The organism is Arthrobacter sp. UCD-GKA (assembly GCF_001863355.1).
Classification (GTDB): domain Bacteria; phylum Actinomycetota; class Actinomycetes; order Actinomycetales; family Micrococcaceae; genus Paeniglutamicibacter.
Genome location: NZ_MOLR01000004.1, coordinates 168,189 through 191,126 on the forward strand (window position 1 = coordinate 168,189; position 22,938 = coordinate 191,126).

Below are 22,938 nucleotides of genomic sequence, written 5' to 3' on the forward strand. Positions count from 1 at the left end.
GGAACCTAGGCGTCCATCGAGGTCAGGGTGCCGAACTTGGAGATGACTCCGTCGTACCCCGGGTCGTCGGCGGTGCCGTCCACCGCGGCGACGATGCGGGCGGCCGTGCGCCGTCCCATGCGCACGGCGCCGTCCACGTGCTGGTAGCCCTCGCCGGCCAGATCCGAGGAGGAGAAGTAGATCGGGCCGACGTTCTTGTTCTGGTCTGGCCCGAAGCGGAACAGCCCGCCCAGGTCGTAGCTGGTGGCGTAGGCGCCGCGGGTCCATTCCTCGGCGGCGAAATCGGAGAGGTAGAAGACCTTCGCCTCCAGTGCCTTCGGGCCCAGGTACGTGGCCATGTCCTGGAGGATGGTTTCCTTGCGCTCGGCCTCGGAGAGCTCGAACATCGCGTCGGCCTGCAAGTCGGAGATGAAGCCGACCAGGGTGCCGGTGCTTTCCTCGTGGTAGGTGTTGTCATAGATTTCCTGCACGATCGAGGTCGGCCCGAAGCAGGTGCCCGAGAGGCCCTCTTCGCGCCAGAACGGGGTCTCGTAGACGGCGTGGACCTTGATGACCAGGCCCATGGACTGGTGCTGGTGGGCCACGTGCTGGCGGCGCGGCAGCGGCGGGTTGTAGGAGATGCGCGAGTACAGGTTCGGCGGGACGGCGACGATGACCTTCTTGGCATTGACGGTCACGTCGGCACCATGGGCGGTCACGCCCTCCTCGGACCAGTCGAGCTTGAGCACCGGGTTGTTCAGGTAGACGTCGGTGCCCAGGCGCTGGGCCACGGCGATCGAGACGCCCTGCATGGTGCCGACCATGCGGCGGTCGAGGATGAAGTCCTCGTCGACCAGGTTGGTGAAGGAGCCGGCGGAGGATGACATCAGCAGTGCCTGCAGCGCGGAAAAGGTGTGGGCCGGCTTGGTGAGCATGCCGCCGGCGATGAACAGGCCGACGTTGTTGCAGGCCACCTCGTCGTCGGAGAGGGTGCGCAGCCAGTGGTGGAAGGAGATCATGTCCAGTTCTTCGGCCCGCGTGTGCTCCCACGGAGCGTCCGGGTCGACCTGAGCGGTAAGGCGGTCCATCTCGGCGATGAGCTTGTTCATTTCGGCGACGGTGGATTCGGCCACCGGGAAGTCCGCGCCGGTGTAGACGGTGCGGGTGCCGTCGGCCGCCATGTAGACCGAGGCGCCTGCCTTGTAGCGCTCGAAGGTCTCGATGCCCAGTTCCTCGATCAGCGAGTACAGGCCGGTCTGGTCGGGGGAAATCCACTGGCCGCCGATCTCGATGGTGGCCCCGTCCATGTCCTGGCTCCAGGTGCGGCCGCCGACACGGTCGCGGGCCTCGAGCACTGCGACGGTCTTTCCCGCCTTGCGCAGCTCGTAGGCTGCGGTCAGGCCCGAGGGGCCGGCTCCGATGATGACGACGTCGCGATCCAGGGTTGTCATGATGTCCACTTCTTCCGGTGTTCTAAATGAATGACGTTCATTTACTAGACTGGTTCCATGGTAGGCCATGTTGTGCAGTATTGTGAAGTGGGCCACGTCAGGAGCGGAACTTGAAGCAAGAACCAGCATCTTCCACGGCCGCGCCGCGCCGCCGCGCCGGGCGCCCGAGGTCTGGGGTCCTGGACCGGGAGCTCATTGCGCGGGCGGCGCTGAAGCTCGTGGTGGCGGGCGGATACTCCACCTTGACCATGTCGGCACTGGCGAAGTCGCTGTCGGTCTCCCCTTCGGCGCTGTACAACCACGTAGAGTCCAAGCAGGAGATCATGCAGTGGATCCAGGAAATCGTGATGGACGGGGTCGATTCGACCGTGTTCGAGACCCTGCCGCTGGATGAGGCGCTCACGGCCTGGGCGGTGACCTACCGCGACATCTTCGCCGGGCACGCGCCGCTGATCCCGCTGATCGCGGTGCTGCCGGTCTCGGGGTCCCCGCGCACGCTGGAAATGTATGAAAAGGTCGCGGCCGGGTTCACCCGCGCCGGCTGGAAGCAGGAAGACATCATTCCCGCCATCGTGGCCCTGGAATCATTCATCTTCGGCTCGGCCCTCGATGCCACCGCACCGCTGGACATCTTCGACCCCGGGGAAAACGCCGGAGGCATCCCGAATTTCGAGGGCGCCCTGGAGGCGCAGCGGGCCACCGGGCGCAACAGTGCCGACGCCGCGTTCCGCGCCGGGCTGCGCGCCATCGTCAACGGCCTGATGGCAGCTTCCCGGACCACATAGCCGCCCGTCAAACCGCGAATAAGCGATAAGCTGGCTCCATGAGCGAAACCCCTGGAACCCGAACGAACCCCGTGGTGCGGTTCCTTTCGCGGATGACCGCCAAGAACTGGATCGCGATCGCAGGTGCCGTCGCGGTGCTGGTCTTCATCCTGCAGAACCGCCAGCGGGTCCGCATCGAGCTGCTGTTCCTTGATCTGAACGCACCGCTGTGGATTTCCCTGGGCGCGGTGCTGCTCATTGGCTGGGCCATCGGGCGCTTCTCGTTCCGCAAGCGCTAAGGCGCTGCCCGGGTGTTGCTCGGGCGCAAAAAAGCCCCGTCGGTCCGACACCTTTTCGAAGGTGCGTCGCGACGGGGCTGCAGGCAGGAAGGGCGGGTCGCCCCTAGAACGAGGTGCCCATGATGCCCACGAGGGACTCCGGATCACCGTAGTTGAAAATGACCCAGCCCAGTGCGCCGATGAAGGCGGTCGAGGCAACGGCCCAGACGCCGGTGAGCTTGGCCATGAACCGGATTTCCTGGCGGCTGACCGGAAGCCGGTCCGCCGAGTAGTCGCCGGCAACCTTGCCGAAACGCTCGGCCGGGGTGACCGCGGCCATGGCGTTGAGGCTCACCAGGAAGTTCGAGGCGGTGTCGATGCTGCCGTCGACGAGGCGGGCGCGGGTCAGGTTGTTCTTGCGGTCCTGGGTCATCTCGACGATGTTCGAGCCGTGACGTGCCAGCAAGATGTCTTCGCCCAGTGGCATTGCCTTGTGCAGCAACCGCATTCCCTACCCCTTTTTCAGTTCGCGGGGAAAGAAATCAGCACCCGCCCAAGACTCGTTCGTTGTAGCATCAAGATTACGTGCGCTTTTGCGCCCGGGTGCGCTATTATGCGCTTTCGGTTGGCAAGCTCACAGGGTGTTGTGGCCTGGGCCGCGCAAAAGCCGTGGCGGGCGGCACAATGCGTCCAAACGCCCCGGACCGGACCCCGGCGGCTCCGCTGCCGCGCGGCCAGGCTTGGACGATGATCGCCACCAATGTCGACCCGCGCTACGTATCGGAAGAGGACCCGCAGCCGGTCTACCGGGTGGATTTCCGGGACGAAAACGGCGCAAGCGACGAGTGGCGGTTGGTCGGCGCCGACGACGTCCATGAGGTGCTCCGGTGGGCGCACGTTCACGCGGCAGGCAGAACGGCTTCCATTTGCGCCGAATTCACCTACGTCGGGGGCGGCGAAATAACGGTGGCGCTGGTCCGTTTGGCCGGGCCGGACCCGGCCTGAGCCCGGCAGGCCTGGCTCAGCACGTGGTGAAGTGCACGATCACACCGATCATCCACACCGACGAGGCCATGGCCGCGCACCCGAATTCGACCAGGACGCCGATCCCCATGGCCTTGAGCGCGGATCCCGAGGCCCGCAACGCGGCGGGAAAATCCTTGCGCCGCCCGTATTCCCCCAGCACCAGCCCCAGTGCGAAGCCGATGAACAGGCCCAGCACGGGAATGACGAACATGCCCACCACGGCCAGCGCGATGGCCAGGGCAATGGAGCCGCGCGGGATCTTCTGCTGCTTGAGGTTCCGGCCGGTGAGCACCGTCGAGGCGCTCCAGCCGGCGAGCGCCAGGCCCATGCCGATCCCGGCGCACCACCAGGCGACGGGACTGCCCAGGATCCAGCCCCAGGCCAGCAGCGTGCCGATGGCCAACAGGCTTCCGGGGAGCACCGGAACGATGGTTCCCACGACGGCGACCGCCAGGAGCAACCCGGCAACAACGGTGGTGATGACTTGGATATCCACAAGTGCAAGTCTTGCATCCGCCAGGCCCGTCACGGAGGGGCGCGCCGAACCCGGGGCAGGAAAGCGGCTCAGTCGTCGACGATGGCCCAGCTGCCCGCGGGCTTGTATTCGCTGTCGTAGATGTCTTCGCCGGCACCGGGATCCATGGGGTAGTTCTTGAGGTTCCCGGCCCAGTAGCGCAGCGCACGGGAGATTTCCGCCTCGGGGTCCAGTTTCATCGCCTCGGTGCCCATGTCGACTTCGAAAATGAATCTCATCTGTCCGCTCCCCTTGGATCGGTGCAATGCCCGCTTGGTGGCACCGCTGCCTGTGTTTTCCCATCCTAGGCGCCATATCGGCGGATGTGCCACGACGAAACGCGGGGACGAAAGGCGGCGGCGGGGAAAACCAGCAATGGAAGATTGTTGAACAATCCGCGTTCATAGTGCATCCTTAAGGGAACCACAACACGAGACGGGGGTCACAAATGCCTTACATCGACCTGAATTCCGACGTCGGGGAATCCTTCGGCAACTGGGTGATGGGCGACGACGCCGCCATTTTCACCTCCGTATCCTCGGCAAACGTTGCCTGCGGATTCCACGCGGGCGACCCCAGCGTCATCGCCCAGACCTGCCGCGACGCCGTTGCCGCAGGGGTGACCATCGGTGCGCACGTGGGCTACCGGGACCTGGCCGGCTTCGGCCGCCGCTTCCTGGACTGCTCCCCCGTCGAGCTGGCCGACGACGTGCTCTACCAGCTTGGCGCCCTCGAGGCCCTGGCCCGCGCGGCCGGCTCCTCCATCAAGTACGTCAAGCCGCACGGCGCCCTCTACAACACCATCGTGCACCACGAGGCCCACGCCCAGGCCGTCGTCGACGCCATCCGCGCCTTCGGCTCCGAGTTGCCGGTGCTGCTGTTGCCCGGATCCGTCGCCCTGGCCAAGGCCGAGGCAGCGGGCCTGCGCCCGGTCGCCGAGGCCTTCGCCGACCGGAACTACACCCCCGCCGGCACCCTGGTCTCGCGCCGCGAGGCCAACGCGGTGCTGCACGACCCGGCAACCGTCACCGCCAACATGATCCGCCTGGCCACCGAGAAGACCATCGTGGCCATCGACGGCTCGGTCATCCCCATGGACGCCGAGAGCATCTGCGTGCACGGCGACACCGCCGGGGCCGTTGCCATGGCCGCCGCGGTGCGTGCGGGACTGGAATCCGCCGGTGTCACCATCAAGAGCTTCGCATGAGCGTGATCGCCACCCGCTTCGCCGGAACCCGGTCGGTGCTCGTGGAGCTCTCCGACCTCGATTCGGTGCTGGCCCTGGACGCACTGCTGGGGGCCAGCCCGCTGCCCGGGCAACTCGATGTGCTGGCCGCGGCAAGCACCGTGTTCATCAAGGCCGACTCCTGGGCCAATGCGCGGAAGATCGCCGCCACCGTGCGCACCCTGGAACTCGGTGCCGCCCCGGACAACGCCGGCACCGAGGTTCAAGTGCCCGTGCACTACGACGGGGAAGACCTCGCCGAGGTCGCCGAACTAACCGGGCTGAGCGTCGAGGGCGTCGTCAACGCCCACTCGCAGCAGCTGTGGCGGGCTGCCTTTGGCGGCTTCGCCCCGGGCTTCGCCTACCTGCTGGGCGAGAACCAGGTGCTGAACGTGCCGCGCCGTTCCACCCCGCGCAAGGTCGTGCCCTCCGGCGCCGTCGCGCTGGCCGGGGACTACTCGGCGGTGTACCCGCGCCGGTCCCCCGGCGGCTGGCAGCTGATCGGCCACACCGACGCCGTGCTCTGGGACCTGGAGCGCAAAAATCCCGCGCTGATCCGCCCGCAGGACCGGGTGCGCTTCGTCCCGAGCCGCACCAGCCTGAGGCTGGCCCCCGCGCCGCGTCCCGCAGCCGTCCCCGCGCCCGAGACCGGCAACATGCTCGAAATCCTGGACCCCGGGCTGCAGTCCCTGGTCCAGGACCTGGGCCGCCCCGGCTACGGCGAGCTGGGCGTGTCGGCGGCGGGCGCCGCGGACACCGCCTCCGCCGCGCAGGCCAACCGGCTCGTGGGCAACCGCACCACCGAGGCCGTCATCGAGAACCTGCTCGGTGCCATGAGCCTGCGCGCCCACGGGGACGCCGTCATTGCGGTCTCCGGCGCCACCGCCACCCTCCGTGTGGACCCGGTGGACGGGGACGAGTTCCATGGAGAGCGCGAAATCCCCATGGACACGCCCTTTGCGCTCCTCGACGGCGAGGTGCTGAGTCTGGAACCCGGGGGCAACGGGCTGCGCAGCTACCTGGCGGTGCGCGGCGGGATCGATGTGGCACCGGTGCTCGGCTCGCGCTCCACCGACTCGATGTCCGGCATCGGCCCGGCCCCGCTCACGCCGGGCACCCGGCTGCCGGTCGGCGCGATCCACGGGGCCCATGTGGTGGGCAACCCCGAGCCCTCCCCGCTGCCGGTTCCCGACGCCCAGGGCATCTACACGCTGCGCATCAGCGAGGGCCCCCGCGGGGACTGGTTCGGTGAAGCGGGCCTGGCCCGGCTCACCGGCCAGGCCTGGACGGTCTCGGCCGAATCCAACCGTGTCGGCGTCCGCCTGGCCCTGGGCCGGGACGCCGAACCGCTCCAGCGCATCCGCGAGGGCGAACTGGCCTCGGAGGGCGTCGCCGTCGGCGCCCTGCAGGTCCCGCCCTCCGGGCTGCCGGTGCTCTTTTTGGCAGACCACCCGGTCACCGGCGGCTACCCGGTCATCGCCGGGGTCGTCGCCGAGGACCTGCCCGCCGCGGCCCAGCTGCCGCCCGGGGCCAGAATCCGCTTCGAACTCGTTGATCCCACCCCATCCGGCACTCCCACCGACGAAGGAAACCACGCATGAAAAAAGTCCTGATCGCCAACCGCGGGGAAATCGCCGTCCGCATTGCCCGCGCCTGTGCCGACGCATCCCTGGTTTCCGTGGCCGTCTATTCGGACCCCGACGCCGACGCCCTGCACGTGCGCCGCAGCGATGAGGCCTACGCCCTGAACGGCGCGGCCAGCTCCGAGACCTACCTGGACATCGACAAGATCCTGGGCGTCGCCGCCCGCTCGGGCGCCGACGCGGTGCACCCGGGCTATGGCTTCCTGGCAGAGAACGCCGACTTCGCCCAGGCCGTCATGGACGCCGGGCTGACCTGGATCGGCCCGAGCCCCGATTCGATCCGCGCACTGGGCAACAAGGTCACCGCCCGGGAGATCGCCGTGCGCGCCAACGCCCCGCTGGTGCCGGGCACCGACGGCCCGGTGGCATCGGGCGCCGAGGTTCGCGCCTTTGCCGAGGAATTCGGGCTGCCGGTGGCCATCAAGGCCGCCTTCGGCGGAGGCGGGCGCGGCATCAAGATCGTGCGCAACTTCGAGGAAATCGACGATGCCTTCGACTCCGCCGTGCGCGAGGCCATCGTGGCCTTCGGCCGCGGCGAGTGCTACGTGGAACGCTTCCTGGACAAGCCCCGCCACGTCGAGGCCCAGGTGCTGGCCGACACCCACGGCAATGTCGTGGTCGTCGGCACCCGCGACTGCTCGCTGCAGCGCCGCCACCAGAAGCTCGTCGAGGAGGCCCCCGCGCCGTTCCTGACCGATGAGCAGCGCGCCTCCATCCATTCCTCGGCCAAGGCCATCTGCCGCGAGGCCGGCTACCACGGCGCCGGAACCGTCGAGTACCTGGTGGCCCCGGACGGGCTGATCTCCTTCCTGGAGGTCAACACCCGGCTGCAGGTCGAGCACCCGATCACCGAGGAAACCACGGGCGTGGACCTGGTGGCCGAGCAGTTCCGCATTGCCTCCGGCGATGCCCTGTCAATCACCGAGGATCCGGACCCCATGGGCCACTCCTTCGAGTTCCGGCTCAACGCCGAGGACCCTGCCCGCGGCTTCCTGCCGGGCCCCGGGCGCATCACCGCCTTCGAGGCGCCCACCGGCTCGGGCATCCGCGTCGATTCGGGCGTGCGCACCGGCTCGGTGATCCCCCCGCACTACGACTCGCTGATGGCCAAGCTGATCGTCACCGGCGCCACCCGCGCCCAGGCGCTGCGCCGTGCCAAGGTCGCCCTGGACGAGATGGTCATCGCCGGCGTTCCCTCGGTGCTGCCGTTCCACCGTGCGGTGGTGCGCAACGCCGATTTCGCCAACAACGAGCGCTACGGGGTCTACACCACCTGGATCGAATCCGAGTTCGCCGACGAGCTGGCTTCCAGCCCCGAGATCGCCGCGGCGGAGCCGGGCTCGGCGCGCGAGACCCTGACCATCGAGGTGGACGGCAAGGCCATGAACATCGGCCTTCCGGCCTCGCTGGTGGACTCGATCCGCCACGGCGGCACCGGCGCCGCCCTCGACGCGGCAGCCGAGAACATCGCGGCGGCGGCCGACGAATCGACCTTGGCCGCCCCGATGAACGGAAACCTGGTCAAGTGGGTCGCCGAGGACGGCGCCGCCGTGGCCGAGGGCGACACCGTGGCGGTCCTCGAGGCCATGAAGATGGAATCGAACATCACCGCCCACCGAGCCGGCACATTCGGCCGCGGAACCCAGGAACCGGGGACCGCGATCGCCCGCGGCGAAGCACTCGGGAGCATCGCTTAACGCTTGCCGTTTCCGCGGAAGGGTTCGATTAGATTGAGAGGATGCCAGTGAACGCCTTGTTATCGTCCCTGCCCCTGGCCGAGGGGTCAACCCACGCGCACACCGGTGCGTGGGTAGCCGCGGTGCTGCGCTCGCGGATCGCCGAGGGCCAGCTGCTGCCCGGCGCCAAGCTTTCCGAGCAGGCGCTTTCGGCCGCCATGGGGGTTTCGCGCAACACGCTGCGCGAGGCCTTCGCGGTGCTTGACCACGAGCTGGTCATCACCCGGATCCCCAACCGCGGCGTCTTCGTCTCCTCCCCCGGGCCCGAGGGCGTGCGGGAGATCTACGCGGTGCGCCGGATGATCGAGCCCGCCGCGGTGCTCTGGGGGCCGGATCTGGACGTCGCGGCCCTGGCCGCCATCATCGTGGACGCGCGTGCCGCGCTGGAGGAGGGAAACATCGCCAAGATGGCCGATGCCAACCAGTGCTTCCACGAGGAACTGGTCCGGGCCACCGGCAGCGTGCACCTGCAGGAACTCATGACCAAGGTCCTGGCGCAGATGCGCCTGGTCTTCCATGCCATGGGGGACGCCCCCGACTTCCACTCGCACTATGTGGAGCTGAACGCCGCACTGGTGGAACTGCTGCAATCCGGCAAGCGCGAGCAGGCAGCGGAGGAAATGCGCGGGTACCTGGATCGCGCGGAGGCCGAGTTGCTCTCGCATCTGGGCGACTCCGAAGGAAACTGAGCCTCCCCGCCGGGCAGGCCTACATTTTCATGGTGACCTTGGCGTCCTTGCGCAGCACCGCGACGTAGTCCTTGACCGCCGCGGCCTCCTTCTGGAGCTTGAGCTGCTGCTCGAGCTCGGGCTTCATCGTCTTGTAGCTCGGTGCCTTGGGCGCATCCTTGGGCGCGTCCTTGTCGGTGGTCGCCTGCTTCTTGAACTGGTCGAGCACCACCTGGTACGCGGCCTTGGTTTCCTTCTCGGAGGGCCGGAAATCTCCCACTTCCTTGGAGATCAACCGCTCGACCTCGAGCTGGGTCTTCAACTGCGCGCGCACCGCGTCCTCGTTCAGGCCCTGGGCATCCATGGTCGCCAGGAATTCCTTGGTATCCATGTCGTTGGACTTGGCCACGTCCCCCAATGCCGCGTCAAGGTCCTTGGAGGTGGCAAAGACCTTCTTCTTGGCCGCCTGCTGGATCAGCAGTTCGGTGTTCACCAAGCCTTCTGCCGTCTGCTTGCGCAATTGCTCTTGGTCGAGTTCCTCGCCGGAGAGCTGCGCCTGCTGCAGGACCTGGGCGAATTGGCCTTCATAGATCCGGGTGAAGTCGGCCTTGGTGATTTCCTCGCCGTTGACGGTGGCAACGATTTCGGGGACCCCGGCGAGGTCAGGGGTCGGGCTTGCGGCATCTGTCGGTGCCGCCTCGGCGGCCGCGCTGCTGGAGGCGGGGGCCGCTTCCGGTTCGGCCGTGGCACTGCACCCGGTCATGAACGACAACGAGGCAACAAGGGCCATGGAAAGAACCCACTTTTTCTGCAACATAAGCTCCCAGCATTTGGATCGATGCTTGGAACACTAACAGGCGAAACAGGGCGGCCGCTGGACACTCGGTGGCGCGGTGGATGGCAGGGGCCGTTTCCAGGCACCCCCGGGCGCTGCACAACGATGAGGCAACGTTGTTCCACGTCCCCTGTCCCGCTGCGTCCCGCGGGCGCAGACTGGGTTCCATGACATGGATGGAGACACCGGTTCCTGGATTGGCCGCTTGCAGACGGGGCCTGTTGGTGGCCACCCTGGGGGCGGGTGCCCTGCTCGGACTGCCGGGGTGTTCGTTGATGCTGCATTCCTCCGGTCCCTGCATGCCACCCGGCTACATGTTGGATTCCCTCGTCGTTGCCCCGGGCGGGACATTGCGCGTTTCGGCTCCGGCAGCCACGTGCAATCCGCGCTATGGCGAGGCAGCAAGAGTACGGATCGATCTGGTCGACGCCCGCCAAGAGGTCCTGCTCATCGAGCTCGCCCCGATGTCGGACGACGGATCCTTCAGCCATGTGCTGGACATCCCGGCTACCTTGAAACCAGGCACCTACGGCATCTCGGCGGCCCCCGATTCCGTGGACTGGCGCGACGACACCGGACACAACAATCGGGTGGAGAATCCCGGTTTCAGGGACAGCGGGTTGAGCGCGGTGCGTGCCGCCTGTGCCACGCCCCATGTGGCCGTCCGCGTGACCGGCTAGCCTCGCGGCCGCAGGTGCCCGCCAAGGCTAGCTGGTACTGTGCCCGCGGGCCTTCACAGCCGGATCCGGTTCGACCCGCTCCAGGGTGTGAGGCAGGAACCTGCGCGAGTTTGTCCCGATGAAGGCCAGGGACACCATGGCCAGGATCATCATGGCGAGCATGATCCAGGCGCCGTCGGCCCATTGCGCGGCCACGGCGACCGCGGTCGGGGCCAGGAAGCCCACGTAGGCGAGCGTGTAGAAGAACCCGGTGAGCTTGCCCAGCTCGTGGGCCGCGGCCAGCCGCTGGATCTCCAGCAACCCGCCGACCATCAGCAGCCCGTTTCCGCAGCCCAGCACTGCCGATGCCACCAGTCCCAGCGCGGGGCTCGGGACAAGGATCGCCGCCAGCAAGGCGGACAGGCCCACGAAAACAACGACGGTGCCGGTGAGCAGCGAGCGGGCGGAAACCACGGTGTCCAGCCGGCGGGCCAGCGGCTGGATCAGCACGCTGCAGCCCAGCGTGATGGCCACCGCTGCCGTGGCGTAGGCCAGCCGGCCCTCCCCCAGCCCCGGGATGATGGCGGGAACGACGGCAAATCCGGTGGTTCCCGCGGCAAACACCCACACCGCCGCAGGCGCCACCACCAGCCGGAACCGCTTGCGGGCCTCGGGATGGGCCACCCGGGCCTCCTCGCCGGAGTGGCTGGCTTGTTCTGCGGCACGGGTCTCCGGCAGCCTGGCCACCACGAAGAGCACCGGAATGCACAGGGCAATGTGCACCGCGTACGGGAGGATCGCCGGGGCCGGTGCATTGTTGGCCAGCAGCCCGCCGACCACCGGGCCGAACCAGAATCCCGCGCTGGTCAACAACGAGGCGCGACGGGCTCCCGAGCCGGCGGCCGAGTGCAGGTCCCACGGCGCCTGGGACAGTTCCTTAACCCAACTGGTGGCCGCGGCCATGGCCAGGCCCGTGGCAACACCCGCCATGAAACGGCCGGTGAACAGGGGCAGGGTCCCAAAGACCGAGCCCATCATCGCCACGTTGGCGGCCATCGACAGGGCCACGGCAAAGAGGGTGATGTGCTTGCGGCCGGTACGATCCGAATAGCGGCCGCCCAACAGCAGCGCCGGCACCAGGCCCAGGACGTAGATGCCCAGCATCGAGGTGACCATGACCTCGGAGAACCCGTGCTCCTGCCGGTAGAAGACCAGCAGGGAGACGAACTGATTGGCGCCCCAACCGACCATCATCAGGCTCAGTGCTGCGGGGAACCAGGGCTTGGCTGGGCGGGACATGGCTGTGATCGCGATCCTTCAGGGCGTGGTGGCACAAGTGCTTGCTGGCCAGTGTTTCATGGTTGCACGCCATCGACGGGGTTGATGACCCGGTGCATCGCCGTCCCGGTGGGCATCGCGGTGTTCGGTTCGGCCCGGTCCCTTCGGTGCACCGCGACAACCACGGACCGCCGGCTCGGGATCGCTCCCGACCGCGCGGGCGAACCGGGTTCCTGGACCCCGGATTCGTCCACGGGTTGCCGAAGGCCCCCGGACGCCGCCGGCCAGCACCCGCGGTCGGCCGAAGCCCGGGTGCCCGGTAGGCTTGATACCTGATTCCGCGAAGGCTCCCCCGGGCAACGGCGCACCACGCACCCCCGGCCGAGGGAGCCTTGCGCGTGGCCAACCCACCGACCAACAGCAGGGGCAACATACATGGACAGCAGCATCGACACGCGACCGTTCTTCCTGGATTGCGACACCGGGATCGATGACGCGCTGGCCCTGGCCTACCTGCTGGGGGCCGGGGCCAACCTGGTGGGCATCGGCTCGGTCTCCGGAAACACCAGCGCGGCGCAGGGCGCGGTCAACACGCAGAACCTGCTGGCCCTCTCCGGCCACGCGGAAATCCCTGTCGCGCTGGGCCACCACGACGCACAGGCCCGCCCGTACGGCGGCGGGGCACCCCACGTACACGGGATCAACGGCATCGGCGAAGTCCGGCTTCCCGACGCGGGCCTGGAGCTTGCGCCCGAGTCCGCGCCCGAGATGCTGGTGCGGCTGGCCCGGGAGCACGCCGGAGAATTGCGCGTCATCGCCATCGGCCCGCTGACCAACATCGCTTCTGCGCTGCGCCTGGACCCGGAGCTTCCCTCCCTGGTGAAGGAACTGACCATCATGGGCGGCGCGGCCCTGGCCCCGGGCAACATCACCGCCGCGTCCGAGGCCAACATCCACAATGATCCCGAGGCCGCCGCCGAGGTCTTTGCCGCCGGCTGGGAGATCGTGCTGGTGCCGCTGGATGTGACCATGGACCACGTGCTGGAGGAACACGACCTCGAGACCCTGGCGGCCAGCCCGTCACCGGCCGTGCAGTCCGTCGCGACGATGCTCGGCTACTATTTCGACTTCTACCGCAGCGTCTTTGGCCGGCGCTGCTCGGTCATGCACGACCCGCTGGCCGCGGCCATCGCGATCGGGAAGGTGCGGCCGGCCTCCGCCCCGTACGCACGCGTGGTCGTTGACGCCACCGACGGGCCGGGGCGCGGGCAGACCATCTGCGATCTGCGCGGACGCTACAAGGGCCACCCCAAGCCGGAGGGCGCTCGCTGCCGCGTGGTGCTGGCTGCCACCGGGGACGCCATCGGGGAGATCATGCGCGGCACCCTGGCGCTGGCCGATGCACCATTGGCGGCCCGCCCGTGAAACTGCCCGTTGCCGAACTGCACATACACCTGGAAGGGACGCTGGAGCCCGAGACCATCCTGCGCCTGGCCGGGCAGAACAACATCGACCTGCCCTGGCCTTCGCTTCAGGAGCTGCGCGCGCAGTACGACTTCAGCAACCTGCAGTCCTTCCTGGACCTGTTCTACGCGAACATGGCGGTGCTGCGCACCGCTGCGGACTTCCAGGAGATCACCACCGCCTACCTGCACCGGGCCCACGCATCCGGGGTGCGGCACGTTGAGCTGTTCTTCGATCCCCAGGCCCACCTCGAGCGCGGCCTGGCACTTGCCGAGGTGATCGCCGGGATCCGGGCGGGCCTCGACGCGGGCCTGGCCCGCTGGGGCATCACGCACCGGCTCATCGCCTGCTTCTGGCGCCATGCCCCCGCCGAATCGGCGATGGAGATCCTGCGCACCCTGGTGCAGGAAAGGCACGCCATCGACGGCATCGGGCTGGATTCCTCGGAACTGGGATATCCTCCCGTTCTCTTCCAGGAGGTCTTCGCCTACGCCCGCGAACACGGCTTGCACGTCGTGGCCCATGCCGGCGAGGAGGGCCCGGCCGAGTACATCGTCCAGGCCCTTGACCTGCTGAAGGTCGAGCGCATCGACCACGGAATCCGCTGCCTCGAGGACCCGGCCCTGGTTCAACGGCTGGTGAAAGAGCAGATGCCGCTGACCGTGTGCCCGCTGTCGAACGTGCGGCTGCGAACGGTTGACACCATGGCCGAGCATCCGCTGCGGCGGATGCTGGAGGCGGGGCTGAAGGTATCGATCCACTCGGATGACCCCGCCTACTTCGGCGGCTACCTGGACGCGAACCTTGCCGCGGTCATCGGGCAGTTCGAGCTGAGCCGCGAGGAGCAGGCGGTGCTGGCCCGGAACTCGATCGAGTCCTCCTTCCTGGAGGAGCCGGCGAAGGCGCGCCTGTGCGCCGAGGTGGACGCCTGGCTGGCCGCCGAACACCTGTAGCGGGCGGTTAAGGGCGCCCGGGAAGCGAGCGGCTGGGAACCACGGTCGCTTCCCGGGCGCGGGATGCGCGGCCGTCGGGTTCTGGGGGGAGAACCGGGCCGCGCGTCCCAAGGGCGGTGATGGGGAGGGGCGGCATGCCGCCTCCGGCGCCCTTTGCGGCACCAGTGAAGTCCCTGCATGGGGGAGCAGGAAATTCCCTGGCGGATCGAGGACCACGGCTGGCTCCCGCTGGAGCCGGCTCGTGGAAGAGCTGCCTTGCTAGGGCACCAGGTAGTTGCTGTCGCGGGCGTCGGTGATGAGCATGTGCCCGGGCGCGTGGCCGATGGCCAGCGCGGGCTTGGATTCCATGACCGCCGCCTGCGGAGTGACCCCGCAGGCCCAGAACACCGGGATGTGCCCGGCGGGAATGTCCACCGGATCCCCGAAGTCCGGCTTGGACAGGTCGGTGATGCCAAGTTCCTCGGGGTTGCCGATGTGCACCGGGGCCCCGTGCACGGCCGGGTAGCGGGACGTGATGCGCACGGCATCGGACACCTGGGAGGCGGGGATCGGGCGCATCGACACCACCATGGGTCCGGACATCGACCCGGCGGAGGCGCTGCGGATGTTCGACTTGTACATCGGCACGTTCACGCCCTGGTCGATGTGGGCGATCTTGATGCCGCCCTCCATCAATGCGGTCTCGAAGGTGAACGAGCAGCCCACGATGAAGGTGACCAGGTCATCGCGCCAGTACTCGGACAGGTCGGTGGGTTCTGCGACCTTCAAGCCGTTTTCGTAGACCACGTACTTCGGCACGTCGGTGCGGATGTCCCCGCCTTTCAGCAGTTCCCCGCTGGTCTCCCCCGCGTCCAGCACGCCCAGGATAGGGCAGGACTTGGGGTTGCGCTGGGCAAAGAGCAACACGTCGAAGGCCTGGTCCCTGGGCACGATGATCAGGTTGGCCTGCGCGTAGCCCAGGGAGAACCCGGCGGTCGGCACGGCCAACCCGCTGCGGAACAGTTCACGTGCCCGGGCCGGGGAAAGAGCGGCTCGTTCCCCGGTTCCGGGTGTTGGCGAATTGGCGGGTGTCATGGTTGCTGGAGTCCTTCCGGAGGGGTGGATGTGGCTGGCGGGCTGTGGGGCGTTCGGGCTAGGCCCAGAGCTTGGAGAGGCCCGCCAGGGAGTTCCAGCCGAGGAAGAGCGTCAACAGCCAGGTGGCCACGCCGATGCCGAGCAGCCACTTGGGGTACACGTAGCCCTGCAGCAGGTCGCGGCGGCGCCAGGCCGCATAGAGCAGGACCGCGAAGCCGACGGGCAGGATCAGTCCGTTGAAGGCGCCGGCGAAGATCAGCAGCGTCTGCGGGGCCTGGCCCAGGAAGAGGTAGATGACCGCGCACACCGCGATGAACGCGACGGTGATCAGGTTGCGGGTGCGTTCGGGGGTGGTGGACTTCGTGATGAAGGAAACCGAGGTGTAGGCGGCACCGATGACGGAAGTCAGGGCCGCGGCCCAGAGGATCACGCCGAAGGAACGCATGCCGATATCGCCCGCGGCGATGCCGAAGGCCTCGGCGGCCTTGTTGTTCGTGGTCAGCACGGCTCCGCCGGCGACGACTCCAAGGATGGCCAGGAAGAGCAGCACGCGCATGATGCCGGTGACGATGATGCTCAGGATGGAGGTCTTGGTGATGTCCTTGATGTTCTCGATGCCGGCGGCGCCGGAGTCGAGCATGCGGTGGGCGCCGGCGTATGTGATGTAGCCGCCGACGGTGCCGCCGATCAGCGTGGTGATGATCAGGAAGCTGATGTTTTCCGGAAGGACGGCGTTCTTCAGGGCCTCGCCCACCGGGGGTGCGGCGACGATGGCCACGTAGAGCATCAACAGGATCATGATCGCGCCGAGCATCACCACGATCTTGTCCAGTGCCATGCCGGCTCGCTTGGACAGGAAGATCAGGATCGCCACGACGGCGGAGATGATGCCGCCGATCTTGGGATCGAGCCCCATCATGGCGTTCATGCCCAGGCCTGTGCCGGCGATGTTGCCGATGTTGAAGACCATTCCGCCGATGAAGACCAGGGCGGCCAGGACCCAGCCGATGCCCGGCAGGACCTTGTTGCCGAGCTCCTGGGCGCGCAGGCCCGAGACGCCAATGATGCGCCACACGTTCAGCTGGACGGCGATGTCCACCAGGATGGAAACGACAATCGCGAAGGCGAAGGAGGCGCCGATCTGGACGGTGAATTCGGTGGTCTGGGTGATGAAGCCGGGCCCGATGGCGCTGGTGGCCATGAGGAACATGGCGCCCAGCATTGCGGTGCGCCTGGCTGAAGTGCTGAGCTTCGGTTTCGTGCTAGGAGTGGCCATGATTCCATCCATCGGGTTGCGGGTGACTGCTGTCACAGGTGGGAGCGATGAGAAGTACACTACAGGTTGTTGAACAATCCTGGCAATAGGTTGTTCAACAATTTATCCTGGGCATCCCCTCCCCCGACGCCGAAGGAAACCCGCGGATTGCACCCGAACCCGGACACGACGAGGCCCTTCCCTGCGCCGCGGTTCGCCGGCGCAGGGAAGGGCCCAAACAGCCGCGGCTCAGGCGCCGTGCTCGTACGTGAGACAGTCCGCATTGTCCGCGCCGGGCCCCACGCGCACCGATTCCGCCGCACACATCAAGTGGTCATTGTGGGTGCATTCCATGCGCTGGCAGGCACCCACCGAGGCCAGGATCTTGGGCAGGCCGCCGTGCACGCCGGTGTCGATGAACGTCGCGCATTGCGCGTGGTCGGCATTTCCGCCGATGGTGATGCCGGATGCCCCGCAATGGGTGTGGTCATTGAACGAGCAATTGGACACGGAACATTCGGTAACGGGCACGGTGACTGTCATGATGCACTCCTCGAACCGGCGGTCTCGCGGATTTCGAACCGCTCTAGGTACCACGGTAACCCCAAACCGTGCCCGGAAATTAGTGCTGTTTATGGGTCCTAATCGGGAGGGTCGCTACCCTCGGGTAAACGATTGCGGGGCGCGATTCCATGCGCGGAACATGCCCGAATCCCGATCGCGCACCCCGCCTACGGTGATGCACCTCACGCGCGGGACGTGCGTGCGGCTGTAGCCTGACAGGGTGAAGTTTCTCAACGATGTGCGCCCCGCCCATGACCTGACCTACAGCGACACCTTCATGGTTCCCTCGCGATCGGCGGTGGTGTCCCGCTCTGGGGTGGACCTGGCCACCCCCGACGGGGTCGGAACCTCCATTCCGCTGGTGGTCTCCAACATGACGGCCGTCGCCGGCAAGCGCATGGCCGAAACCGTCGCCCGCCGCGGCGGGGTCACGATCCTGCCCCAGGACATTTCGCTGGCCGCCCTCACCGACATGGTCACGAAGGTCAAGGCAGCACACACCGTCTTTGAAACCCCCATCACCGTGGACGTCAACGACTCTGTCTCCACCGCGCTGGCCCTGCTGGGCAAGCGCTCCCATGGCGCGGCGGTGGTGCTCGACGGGCACCGCCCGGTGGGCATCGTCACGGAAAAGGACTGTTTCGAGGTCGACCGCTTCACCCCGATCAACAAGGTCATGACCCCGGACATCGTCACGGTGGCCAAGGACGCGGACCTGGACTCGGTGTTCGACACCCTGGCCACCCGGCACCTGGGCATGGTCCCGGTGCTCGACGGCGAGCACCTGGCCGGCGTGCTGACGCGCAAGGGCGTGCTGCGCTCCGGGCTCTACACCCCCGCGGTGGACCCGGACGGCCGGCTCATGGTCGGTGCGGCCGTAGGCATCAACGGAGACGTCGGCTCCAAGACCCGGGAACTTCTCGAGGCCGGTGTGGATGTGATCGTGCTGGACACCGCCCACGGGCACCAGGAAAAGATGATCGAGGCCCTTCCGCTGGCGGTCGCCGCCCGCGACGACTATGCCCGGCGCACCGGGCGCCGGATCCAGATTGCTGCCGGAAACGTGGTCACCGCCGCCGGAACCCGCGACCTGGCCGCGGCCGGCGCCGACATCCTGAAGGTCGGGGTGGGACCCGGGGCCATGTGCACCACCCGGATGATGACCGGGGTGGGTCGTCCGCAATTCTCCGCGGTCCTGGAATGCGCCACCGCCGCGCGGGAGGCCGGCGTCGAGGTGTGGGCCGATGGCGGAGTCAAGTACCCGCGCGACGTGGCCCTGGCCCTGGCCGCCGGCGCCGCGTCCGTGATGATCGGTTCCTGGTTCGCCGGGACCTACGAATCGGCCGGGGACCTGGCCTCCGACGGCGAGGGCCGGCTCTACAAGGAGAGCTTCGGCATGGCCTCGGCGCGCGCGGTGCAGCAACGCACCCGGCACCAGTCGGCCCTCGAGCGTGCCCGCGCCGCGCTCTTCGAGGAGGGGATCTCGCATTCCCGCATGTACCTGGATACGCAGCGTCCGGGCGTGGAGGACCTGATCGATTCGATCGTTTCCGGGGTCCGCTCGTCCTTCAGCTACGCCGGGGCCGCTTCGATTGCGGAGTTCCGCGAGCGCGTCATCGTCGGGGTGCAGTCGGCCGCCGGCTACGAGGAGGGACGCCCGCGCGAGGTGTCCTGGTAGCCCAAGGCTACAGCCAGGGCACCGCTCCCTGGCTGTGCTCGAAGACCAGCGACGTCTGGGTGGTGGCCACCGCCGGGTTTGCCGACAGGTTGTCGAGCACGAACTGGCGCACGTCCTTCGAGTCGCGCACCGCCACGTGGATCAGGAAATCGTCGGCGCCACCCAGGAAGAACAGCTGCGTGACCCCGGGCTTGGCGCGCATTTCTTCGGCAAAGGAGGACATCAGGTGGCGGGCGCCGGGGCGGATCTTCACGAAGATCAGCGCCTCGAGCGCGTGGCCGAGCACCTCGGGGTCGATTTCCAGGGTGAAGCGGCGGATGACGCCCGCCGAGCGCAAGGCGTTGAGCCGGGCCAGGCAGGTCGAGGGGGCGATGCCCAGTTCCTCGGCAAGCGAGTTGTTGGTGCGGCGCGCATTCTCCGTGAGCATGCGCAGCAGCCCGCGGTCGATGTCGTCCAGCTCCACGGGGTTGGACTGGCGAATATTCCTTTGAGTGATGGCCATGCCGGTACCCAGCTTTCGCACTAAAACATTGGTTCCCTGAATCGTACCGACGAATATTTGCCAAAGCGCCCAACGCGCCGCAGGAAGAACACGACGGTGCGCCAGCTCCTTGACTGGACTTCATGGCCGGGCCGATTGCGGGAGCCTGCGCGTCAGGAGTTTTGCCGGCGGTAGCGGATCCACGCCAGGGTCGTAATCGCCAGCACCAAGGCTCCCGCCACGATCCACTGCCAGCCGAGGGCCAGCCATGCGTAGATCACGGCCATGCCCACGGTGGAATAGATGGTGGCCCAGATCAGGCAGCCGACGACGACCGCCGGGAGGTAGCGCAGCACCGGCATCCGGGCGACACCCGCGCTGGCGTTGACCGCGGTCTGGATGCCCACGGTCATGAAGGACAGCGGGATCGCGAAGATGCCCCAGCGCTGGATGAAGCGTTCGGCCCGCTGGTAGATCGGCCCGGTGAGCACATGCTGGAACCGGGTGTGCTTCACCCCGGCGGCGATGCCGCGGCCCAGCCAATAGGTGGTGTTTGCACGGGCCATGGAAAGCAGGAACAGAAAGGCAAACGCCCAGCCGAAGGGTGCGTCTTTTAACCAGTCCATGGTTCCCAGCCTATCTGCGCCGGGTGATGGAGCCGGACTTTCGTGAGCCGCCATACATCGAACGGCCAGTGCGTATTTCCTAGGGAACCGAGCGGATGTTGCGCACCAGCAAGGCACCGAACATGCCGATGATGGCTGCCACGATGAACAGGGCCGTATAGCCACCGAGCACCTTCACCGAAACGAACGCCAGCGCGGGGGCAATGACCTGGGGCAGGGAGTTGGCCACGTTGATCACGCCCATGTCCTTGCCCCGGGACTTGGCCGAGGGCAGCACCTGGGTCAGCAGCGCAAAGTCCACGGCCAGGTACGCGCCGAAACCGAGCCCCAGCACCGCGGCACCGATGATGGCGCCGGTGAAGTTCTGCGACACGGCAATGATCAGTGCGGAGCAGGCCACCACGATCGAGGAGACGATCACGAAGATCTTCCGCTTCCCGCTCCTGTCGCTGATCGGCCCCAGGATCACTGCGCTGATGATCACCATGACCGCGTAGATGCCGGTCAGCACCAGCACCCCGCCGGCGGGATCCGGGTGCTTGACGACGTCGGTGAGGAAGAAGAGCAGGTAGACGATGGTCATTTGGTTGCCGGTGTTCATCATGAACCGGGTCAACCAGGCCCACCCGAAGTCGCGGTGGGTCAGCGGGTTGATCCAGAAGCCCTTGGCGAACTCCAGCAGGTTGAAGGCGGGGCGGAACTCGCGTGGCAGCTGCGGGTCGTTGGACCGCAGCACGTAGGGGATCACGGAAACCAGCAGGGCCGCGGCGCAGATCATGTAGCCCACGGCGATGTTCCCGGTGATGGCGAAGCCCACCACCGCGCCCAGCAGGATGCCCACGGTCTGGCCCATGGCGGCCAGCCCGCCGATGCCTCCGCGCCGGCGCTCCGGAACGCGGTCCGGGATGGTGGCGGTGACGGCCGAATAGGCGGCGTTGGCGCCGGCCTGCAGCCCGCACCAGCCCAGCAGCATCAGCGCGACGGTGGTGGCCCCGGAGAGCATCAGCAGCGAGGCGGCGCCAAGGATGGCCCCGGCCAGGATCCACGGCGAGCGGCGTCCCATCTTGGAGACCGTGCGGTCCGAGAGCGCGCCGAAGAGCGGGTTGGCCACCAGTGCCACCGAGGCGCCGCAGGCGGTGACCAGCGAGAGGATCGCTTCCTTGGACCCGGCATCGATCGCCGTGGCCTGCAGCCCCAGCAACACGTTGATGGGGGCGAAGAAGACGATGTTGATGCCGATGTTGATCGCCACGACCGAGGCCACCCAGCTGCGGGCGACGTCCTTGGTCGGCGTGCGCAGGGCCTCGGGGAGCCCCGCCTCGCCGCCGCCGGCAAGGGCCGTGGGATCGTTGGGTGTGCGCGCCAACTAGATCATGCCCGAGAGCATGCCGGCTCCGGTCCCCACGAGCAGGGCCCCGATGAGCAGCCAGGTGATCACTTTGACACGTTTGCGAATCGATTCCATAGTGCGTTTATCGTAGGCGAGTTTTGCTCCGAACGCCCCTTTGACGACACCTGTCTTGCGCGTACCGCGCATGCTTTCGGGCCGGGGCAGATTACGCTACTGGCATGAGCAAAAGCGGATCCGAGCAAATGTTGTGGGCACCGCGCCACAGCGGCTGGAATCTGGCCCACCATTTGGTGCCGTCCTTTGTGTTGCTGGCCTTTCTGGCGGGCACCGGGGTGTACGCGCTGCTGCACGAGCGGCCGGTGCTCTCCACCGGGCTGCTGGCCAGCGCCCTGGCCGTGCTGATGGGCGTGGTGGCGGCCTATCGCCGCCCGACCGAGGACCAGGCGGCCGCGACCGCGGCGGTCGGAACCAGCACGGGACCGCGGGCAGCCACGTGCTTCCCGATGTTCCGGACCTCCCCGCAGTGGGCCGCCGCGGTGATGGGCCTGGCCGTGGTGATCCTGGTGGCCACCGTGGCGCTGAGCGCACGGCTGCTGATCATCCACAGCTACGACCCGATGGTACTGATCGTCCTGCTGACGGTCTTCCTGCTCGGGATCGGGGTCTACGTCTTGAACCGCGGGATCCGCATGGCGCGCATTGCCGCCGCATCCCAGGATCCCGGGGTCTACCTCACCCGCAGCCGCATCGTGCTGTATTCCTCGCGCGGCACCCGGGAAATCTACTGGAACGACCTCGAGGGCATCGAGCCAACCGATCCGGCCCGCCACCGGCCACTGGGCAGGCGCGGCCCTGCCTGGATCGTGGTGCGTCCCCGGGCCGGGGAGGCCGTCGGGGCCAAGTCCCTGGTGATCCTGGTCCACGAGCTCACCGCCAACCCGGACCAGCTGATGCGCACCCTGGAGCATTACTGGGTCAACCCGGCGGACCGGGCCGAGCTCGGGACGGCCGCGGCGCTGGAGCGCGTGCGGGGATTCACCTCGCAGTCCTAGTTCCCGCCGGCGGCCGTTCCCGGATGCAGCAGCACCCGCCCGGCAAGGACCTGGACCTTGTGGGTGCGGGCATCGCGGACGGCCGGCAGGCACAGCACCTTCCCGTCGCGCAGGCAAAAGCGCGAGGAATGCAAGGGGCATTCGACCTCGTCGTCCTCGATCCAGCCCTCGGACAGGGACGCGACCTCGTGCGGGCATTCATCATCCAGCGCGTAGTAAACCCCGGAGTCGGCGCGAAAGAGCCCTATGTCCTCCGGGTATCCGCTGGTTTCCGCGGGGACCAGCAGGGCCGTGCCCGGTTCGAGCAGGTCCTCGCCACCCAGGTCGACGGCCGGCAAACCGGGGCTTTTTTCGGTGTCCATGTGATTCGCGCACCTCTCCGTC

General features: G+C 67.6%; 25 protein-coding genes. 12 read left to right on the forward strand and 13 right to left on the reverse strand.

Translation table 11 applies throughout. The features are described from left to right. Nucleotides 1-5 precede the first annotated feature (5 nt). Nucleotides 6-1,559, reverse strand: coding sequence for a flavin monoamine oxidase family protein (locus BLJ79_RS07050; RefSeq protein ID WP_353615468.1), 1,554 nt, complete (start codon nt 1,557-1,559; stop codon nt 6-8). Between BLJ79_RS07050 and BLJ79_RS07055 the strand changes: the two genes are divergently transcribed. Together BLJ79_RS07055 and BLJ79_RS07060 are read left to right on the forward strand one after the other, a co-directional pair. Continuing rightward, nucleotides 1,541-2,215 carry a TetR/AcrR family transcriptional regulator gene (locus tag BLJ79_RS07055; RefSeq protein WP_083411070.1) on the forward strand — a complete coding sequence of 225 codons (675 nt, stop codon included), beginning with the start codon at nt 1,541-1,543 and terminating at the stop codon, nt 2,213-2,215. The genes BLJ79_RS07050 and BLJ79_RS07055 overlap by 19 nt on opposite strands. A gap of 38 nt (nt 2,216-2,253) precedes the next feature. Continuing rightward, nucleotides 2,254-2,493: a LapA family protein gene (locus BLJ79_RS07060; RefSeq protein WP_071214017.1), complete on the forward strand. Its 240-nt coding sequence runs from the start codon at nt 2,254-2,256 to the stop codon at nt 2,491-2,493. A 103-nt stretch (nt 2,494-2,596) separates the two neighbouring features. On the opposite strand, the gene BLJ79_RS07065 is transcribed toward BLJ79_RS07060, so the two are convergent. After that, on the reverse strand, nt 2,597-2,980 hold the full coding sequence (locus tag BLJ79_RS07065; RefSeq protein ID WP_071214018.1) for a hypothetical protein: 384 nt from the start codon (nt 2,978-2,980) through the stop codon (nt 2,597-2,599). A gap of 239 nt (nt 2,981-3,219) precedes the next feature. On the opposite strand from BLJ79_RS07065, the gene BLJ79_RS07070 reads away from it, so the two are divergent. Continuing rightward, entirely contained in the window at nt 3,220-3,477 is a 258-nt protein-coding gene (locus BLJ79_RS07070) for a hypothetical protein (protein WP_071214019.1), read from the forward strand. A gap of 16 nt (nt 3,478-3,493) precedes the next feature. Here the strand turns inward: BLJ79_RS07070 and BLJ79_RS07075 are convergent, their stop codons facing one another. Beyond that, on the reverse strand, nt 3,494-3,994 hold the full coding sequence (locus BLJ79_RS07075) for a DUF456 domain-containing protein (protein ID WP_071214485.1): 501 nt from the start codon (nt 3,992-3,994) through the stop codon (nt 3,494-3,496). Nucleotides 3,995-4,062: 68 nt separating this feature from the next. Further along, a complete protein-coding gene (locus BLJ79_RS07080; protein WP_071214020.1) occupies nt 4,063-4,251 on the reverse strand; it encodes a hypothetical protein in 189 nt (62 codons plus the stop codon). Nucleotides 4,252-4,460: 209 nt separating this feature from the next. On the opposite strand from BLJ79_RS07080, the gene BLJ79_RS07085 reads away from it, so the two are divergent. Genes BLJ79_RS07085 through BLJ79_RS07100 form a run of 4 tightly spaced genes read left to right on the forward strand, consistent with a single transcriptional unit; the run spans nt 4,461 to nt 9,305 of the window. Continuing rightward, nucleotides 4,461-5,219, forward strand: a complete 759-nt coding sequence (locus BLJ79_RS07085; protein ID WP_071214021.1) for a LamB/YcsF family protein — start codon at nt 4,461-4,463, stop codon at nt 5,217-5,219. Further along, nucleotides 5,216-6,838 carry a 5-oxoprolinase subunit B/C family protein gene (locus tag BLJ79_RS07090; protein ID WP_071214022.1) on the forward strand — a complete coding sequence of 541 codons (1,623 nt, stop codon included), beginning with the start codon at nt 5,216-5,218 and terminating at the stop codon, nt 6,836-6,838. Before BLJ79_RS07085 ends, BLJ79_RS07090 begins: the two co-directional genes overlap by 4 nt. Further along, nucleotides 6,835-8,577 (forward strand): acetyl/propionyl/methylcrotonyl-CoA carboxylase subunit alpha, encoded by a 1,743-nt coding sequence (locus BLJ79_RS07095; protein ID WP_071214023.1) that lies wholly within the window; start codon nt 6,835-6,837, stop codon nt 8,575-8,577. Before BLJ79_RS07090 ends, BLJ79_RS07095 begins: the two co-directional genes overlap by 4 nt. Before the next feature lie 41 nt (nt 8,578-8,618). Next, on the forward strand, nt 8,619-9,305 hold the full coding sequence (locus tag BLJ79_RS07100) for a GntR family transcriptional regulator (RefSeq protein ID WP_071214024.1): 687 nt from the start codon (nt 8,619-8,621) through the stop codon (nt 9,303-9,305). A gap of 19 nt (nt 9,306-9,324) precedes the next feature. Here BLJ79_RS07100 and BLJ79_RS07105 read toward each other — a convergent pair whose 3' ends face one another. Then, nucleotides 9,325-10,074: a SurA N-terminal domain-containing protein gene (locus BLJ79_RS07105; RefSeq protein ID WP_175475414.1), complete on the reverse strand. Its 750-nt coding sequence runs from the start codon at nt 10,072-10,074 to the stop codon at nt 9,325-9,327. Between the two features lie 269 nt (nt 10,075-10,343). Here BLJ79_RS07105 and BLJ79_RS07110 point away from each other — a divergent pair, with 269 nt between their 5' ends. Next, entirely contained in the window at nt 10,344-10,799 is a 456-nt protein-coding gene (locus BLJ79_RS07110) for a hypothetical protein (RefSeq protein ID WP_139194767.1), read from the forward strand. A 27-nt stretch (nt 10,800-10,826) separates the two neighbouring features. Here BLJ79_RS07110 and BLJ79_RS07115 read toward each other — a convergent pair whose 3' ends face one another. Further along, complete coding sequence (locus BLJ79_RS07115) at nt 10,827-12,077, reverse strand: MFS transporter (protein WP_071214026.1); 1,251 nt, start codon at nt 12,075-12,077, stop codon at nt 10,827-10,829. Nucleotides 12,078-12,491: 414 nt separating this feature from the next. Between BLJ79_RS07115 and BLJ79_RS07120 the strand changes: the two genes are divergently transcribed. Together BLJ79_RS07120 and BLJ79_RS07125 are read left to right on the forward strand one after the other, a co-directional pair. Continuing rightward, complete coding sequence (locus tag BLJ79_RS07120; RefSeq protein WP_071214027.1) at nt 12,492-13,481, forward strand: nucleoside hydrolase; 990 nt, start codon at nt 12,492-12,494, stop codon at nt 13,479-13,481. Further along, nucleotides 13,478-14,473 carry an adenosine deaminase gene (locus BLJ79_RS07125; RefSeq protein WP_071214028.1) on the forward strand — a complete coding sequence of 332 codons (996 nt, stop codon included), beginning with the start codon at nt 13,478-13,480 and terminating at the stop codon, nt 14,471-14,473. The genes BLJ79_RS07120 and BLJ79_RS07125 overlap by 4 nt, the downstream gene beginning before the upstream one ends. Nucleotides 14,474-14,731: 258 nt before the next feature. Here BLJ79_RS07125 and BLJ79_RS07130 read toward each other — a convergent pair whose 3' ends face one another. The 3 genes from BLJ79_RS07130 to BLJ79_RS07140 form a co-directional block, all read right to left on the reverse strand. Continuing rightward, a complete protein-coding gene (locus BLJ79_RS07130; protein WP_071214029.1) occupies nt 14,732-15,547 on the reverse strand; it encodes a putative hydro-lyase in 816 nt (271 codons plus the stop codon). Between the two features lie 58 nt (nt 15,548-15,605). Then, nucleotides 15,606-16,823 (reverse strand): NRAMP family divalent metal transporter, encoded by a 1,218-nt coding sequence (locus BLJ79_RS07135; protein WP_071214030.1) that lies wholly within the window; start codon nt 16,821-16,823, stop codon nt 15,606-15,608. A gap of 228 nt (nt 16,824-17,051) precedes the next feature. Next, nucleotides 17,052-17,345, reverse strand: coding sequence for a DUF1540 domain-containing protein (locus BLJ79_RS07140; RefSeq protein ID WP_071214031.1), 294 nt, complete (start codon nt 17,343-17,345; stop codon nt 17,052-17,054). A gap of 241 nt (nt 17,346-17,586) precedes the next feature. Here BLJ79_RS07140 and BLJ79_RS07145 point away from each other — a divergent pair, with 241 nt between their 5' ends. Continuing rightward, complete coding sequence (locus tag BLJ79_RS07145) at nt 17,587-19,044, forward strand: GuaB1 family IMP dehydrogenase-related protein (protein ID WP_071214032.1); 1,458 nt, start codon at nt 17,587-17,589, stop codon at nt 19,042-19,044. 7 nt (nt 19,045-19,051) lie between these two features. Here the strand turns inward: BLJ79_RS07145 and BLJ79_RS07150 are convergent, their stop codons facing one another. The 3 genes from BLJ79_RS07150 to BLJ79_RS07160 all read right to left on the reverse strand — a co-directional run bounded on the left by BLJ79_RS07150 (nt 19,052) and on the right by BLJ79_RS07160 (nt 21,517). Beyond that, on the reverse strand, nt 19,052-19,546 hold the full coding sequence (locus BLJ79_RS07150) for an Lrp/AsnC family transcriptional regulator (RefSeq protein ID WP_071214487.1): 495 nt from the start codon (nt 19,544-19,546) through the stop codon (nt 19,052-19,054). 152 nt (nt 19,547-19,698) lie between these two features. Then, nucleotides 19,699-20,151, reverse strand: a complete 453-nt coding sequence (locus tag BLJ79_RS07155) for a DedA family protein (protein ID WP_071214033.1) — start codon at nt 20,149-20,151, stop codon at nt 19,699-19,701. A 79-nt stretch (nt 20,152-20,230) separates the two neighbouring features. Next, entirely contained in the window at nt 20,231-21,517 is a 1,287-nt protein-coding gene (locus BLJ79_RS07160) for an MFS transporter (RefSeq protein ID WP_071214034.1), read from the reverse strand. A gap of 203 nt (nt 21,518-21,720) precedes the next feature. Here BLJ79_RS07160 and BLJ79_RS07165 point away from each other — a divergent pair, with 203 nt between their 5' ends. Continuing rightward, nucleotides 21,721-22,554: a hypothetical protein gene (locus BLJ79_RS07165; RefSeq protein ID WP_139194768.1), complete on the forward strand. Its 834-nt coding sequence runs from the start codon at nt 21,721-21,723 to the stop codon at nt 22,552-22,554. On the opposite strand, the gene BLJ79_RS07170 is transcribed toward BLJ79_RS07165, so the two are convergent. After that, on the reverse strand, nt 22,551-22,916 hold the full coding sequence (locus tag BLJ79_RS07170; protein WP_071214036.1) for a non-heme iron oxygenase ferredoxin subunit: 366 nt from the start codon (nt 22,914-22,916) through the stop codon (nt 22,551-22,553). The genes BLJ79_RS07165 and BLJ79_RS07170 overlap by 4 nt on opposite strands. Nucleotides 22,917-22,938 lie beyond the last annotated feature (22 nt).

What these genes read in the sequence shown, in the direction of transcription:
- BLJ79_RS07050 (WP_353615468.1), bottom strand. Translation starts at nt 1,559, where the DNA reads ATGCTGGTTCTTGCTTCAAGTTCCGCTCCTGACGTGGCCCACTTCACA.
- BLJ79_RS07060 (WP_071214017.1), top strand. Translation starts at nt 2,254, where the DNA reads ATGAGCGAAACCCCTGGAACCCGAACGAACCCCGTGGTGCGGTTCCTT.
- BLJ79_RS07065 (WP_071214018.1), bottom strand. Translation starts at nt 2,980, where the DNA reads ATGCGGTTGCTGCACAAGGCAATGCCACTGGGCGAAGACATCTTGCTG.
- BLJ79_RS07070 (WP_071214019.1), top strand. Translation starts at nt 3,220, where the DNA reads ATGATCGCCACCAATGTCGACCCGCGCTACGTATCGGAAGAGGACCCG.
- BLJ79_RS07080 (WP_071214020.1), bottom strand. Translation starts at nt 4,251, where the DNA reads ATGAGATTCATTTTCGAAGTCGACATGGGCACCGAGGCGATGAAACTG.
- BLJ79_RS07085 (WP_071214021.1), top strand. Translation starts at nt 4,461, where the DNA reads ATGCCTTACATCGACCTGAATTCCGACGTCGGGGAATCCTTCGGCAAC.
- BLJ79_RS07090 (WP_071214022.1), top strand. Translation starts at nt 5,216, where the DNA reads ATGAGCGTGATCGCCACCCGCTTCGCCGGAACCCGGTCGGTGCTCGTG.
- BLJ79_RS07095 (WP_071214023.1), top strand. Translation starts at nt 6,835, where the DNA reads ATGAAAAAAGTCCTGATCGCCAACCGCGGGGAAATCGCCGTCCGCATT.
- BLJ79_RS07100 (WP_071214024.1), top strand. Translation starts at nt 8,619, where the DNA reads ATGCCAGTGAACGCCTTGTTATCGTCCCTGCCCCTGGCCGAGGGGTCA.
- BLJ79_RS07105 (WP_175475414.1), bottom strand. Translation starts at nt 10,074, where the DNA reads ATGGCCCTTGTTGCCTCGTTGTCGTTCATGACCGGGTGCAGTGCCACG.
- BLJ79_RS07115 (WP_071214026.1), bottom strand. Translation starts at nt 12,077, where the DNA reads ATGTCCCGCCCAGCCAAGCCCTGGTTCCCCGCAGCACTGAGCCTGATG.
- BLJ79_RS07120 (WP_071214027.1), top strand. Translation starts at nt 12,492, where the DNA reads ATGGACAGCAGCATCGACACGCGACCGTTCTTCCTGGATTGCGACACC.
- BLJ79_RS07130 (WP_071214029.1), bottom strand. Translation starts at nt 15,547, where the DNA reads ATGACACCCGCCAATTCGCCAACACCCGGAACCGGGGAACGAGCCGCT.
- BLJ79_RS07135 (WP_071214030.1), bottom strand. Translation starts at nt 16,823, where the DNA reads ATGGCCACTCCTAGCACGAAACCGAAGCTCAGCACTTCAGCCAGGCGC.
- BLJ79_RS07140 (WP_071214031.1), bottom strand. Translation starts at nt 17,345, where the DNA reads ATGACAGTCACCGTGCCCGTTACCGAATGTTCCGTGTCCAATTGCTCG.
- BLJ79_RS07150 (WP_071214487.1), bottom strand. Translation starts at nt 19,546, where the DNA reads ATGGCCATCACTCAAAGGAATATTCGCCAGTCCAACCCCGTGGAGCTG.
- BLJ79_RS07155 (WP_071214033.1), bottom strand. Translation starts at nt 20,151, where the DNA reads ATGGACTGGTTAAAAGACGCACCCTTCGGCTGGGCGTTTGCCTTTCTG.
- BLJ79_RS07165 (WP_139194768.1), top strand. Translation starts at nt 21,721, where the DNA reads ATGAGCAAAAGCGGATCCGAGCAAATGTTGTGGGCACCGCGCCACAGC.
- BLJ79_RS07170 (WP_071214036.1), bottom strand. Translation starts at nt 22,916, where the DNA reads ATGGACACCGAAAAAAGCCCCGGTTTGCCGGCCGTCGACCTGGGTGGC.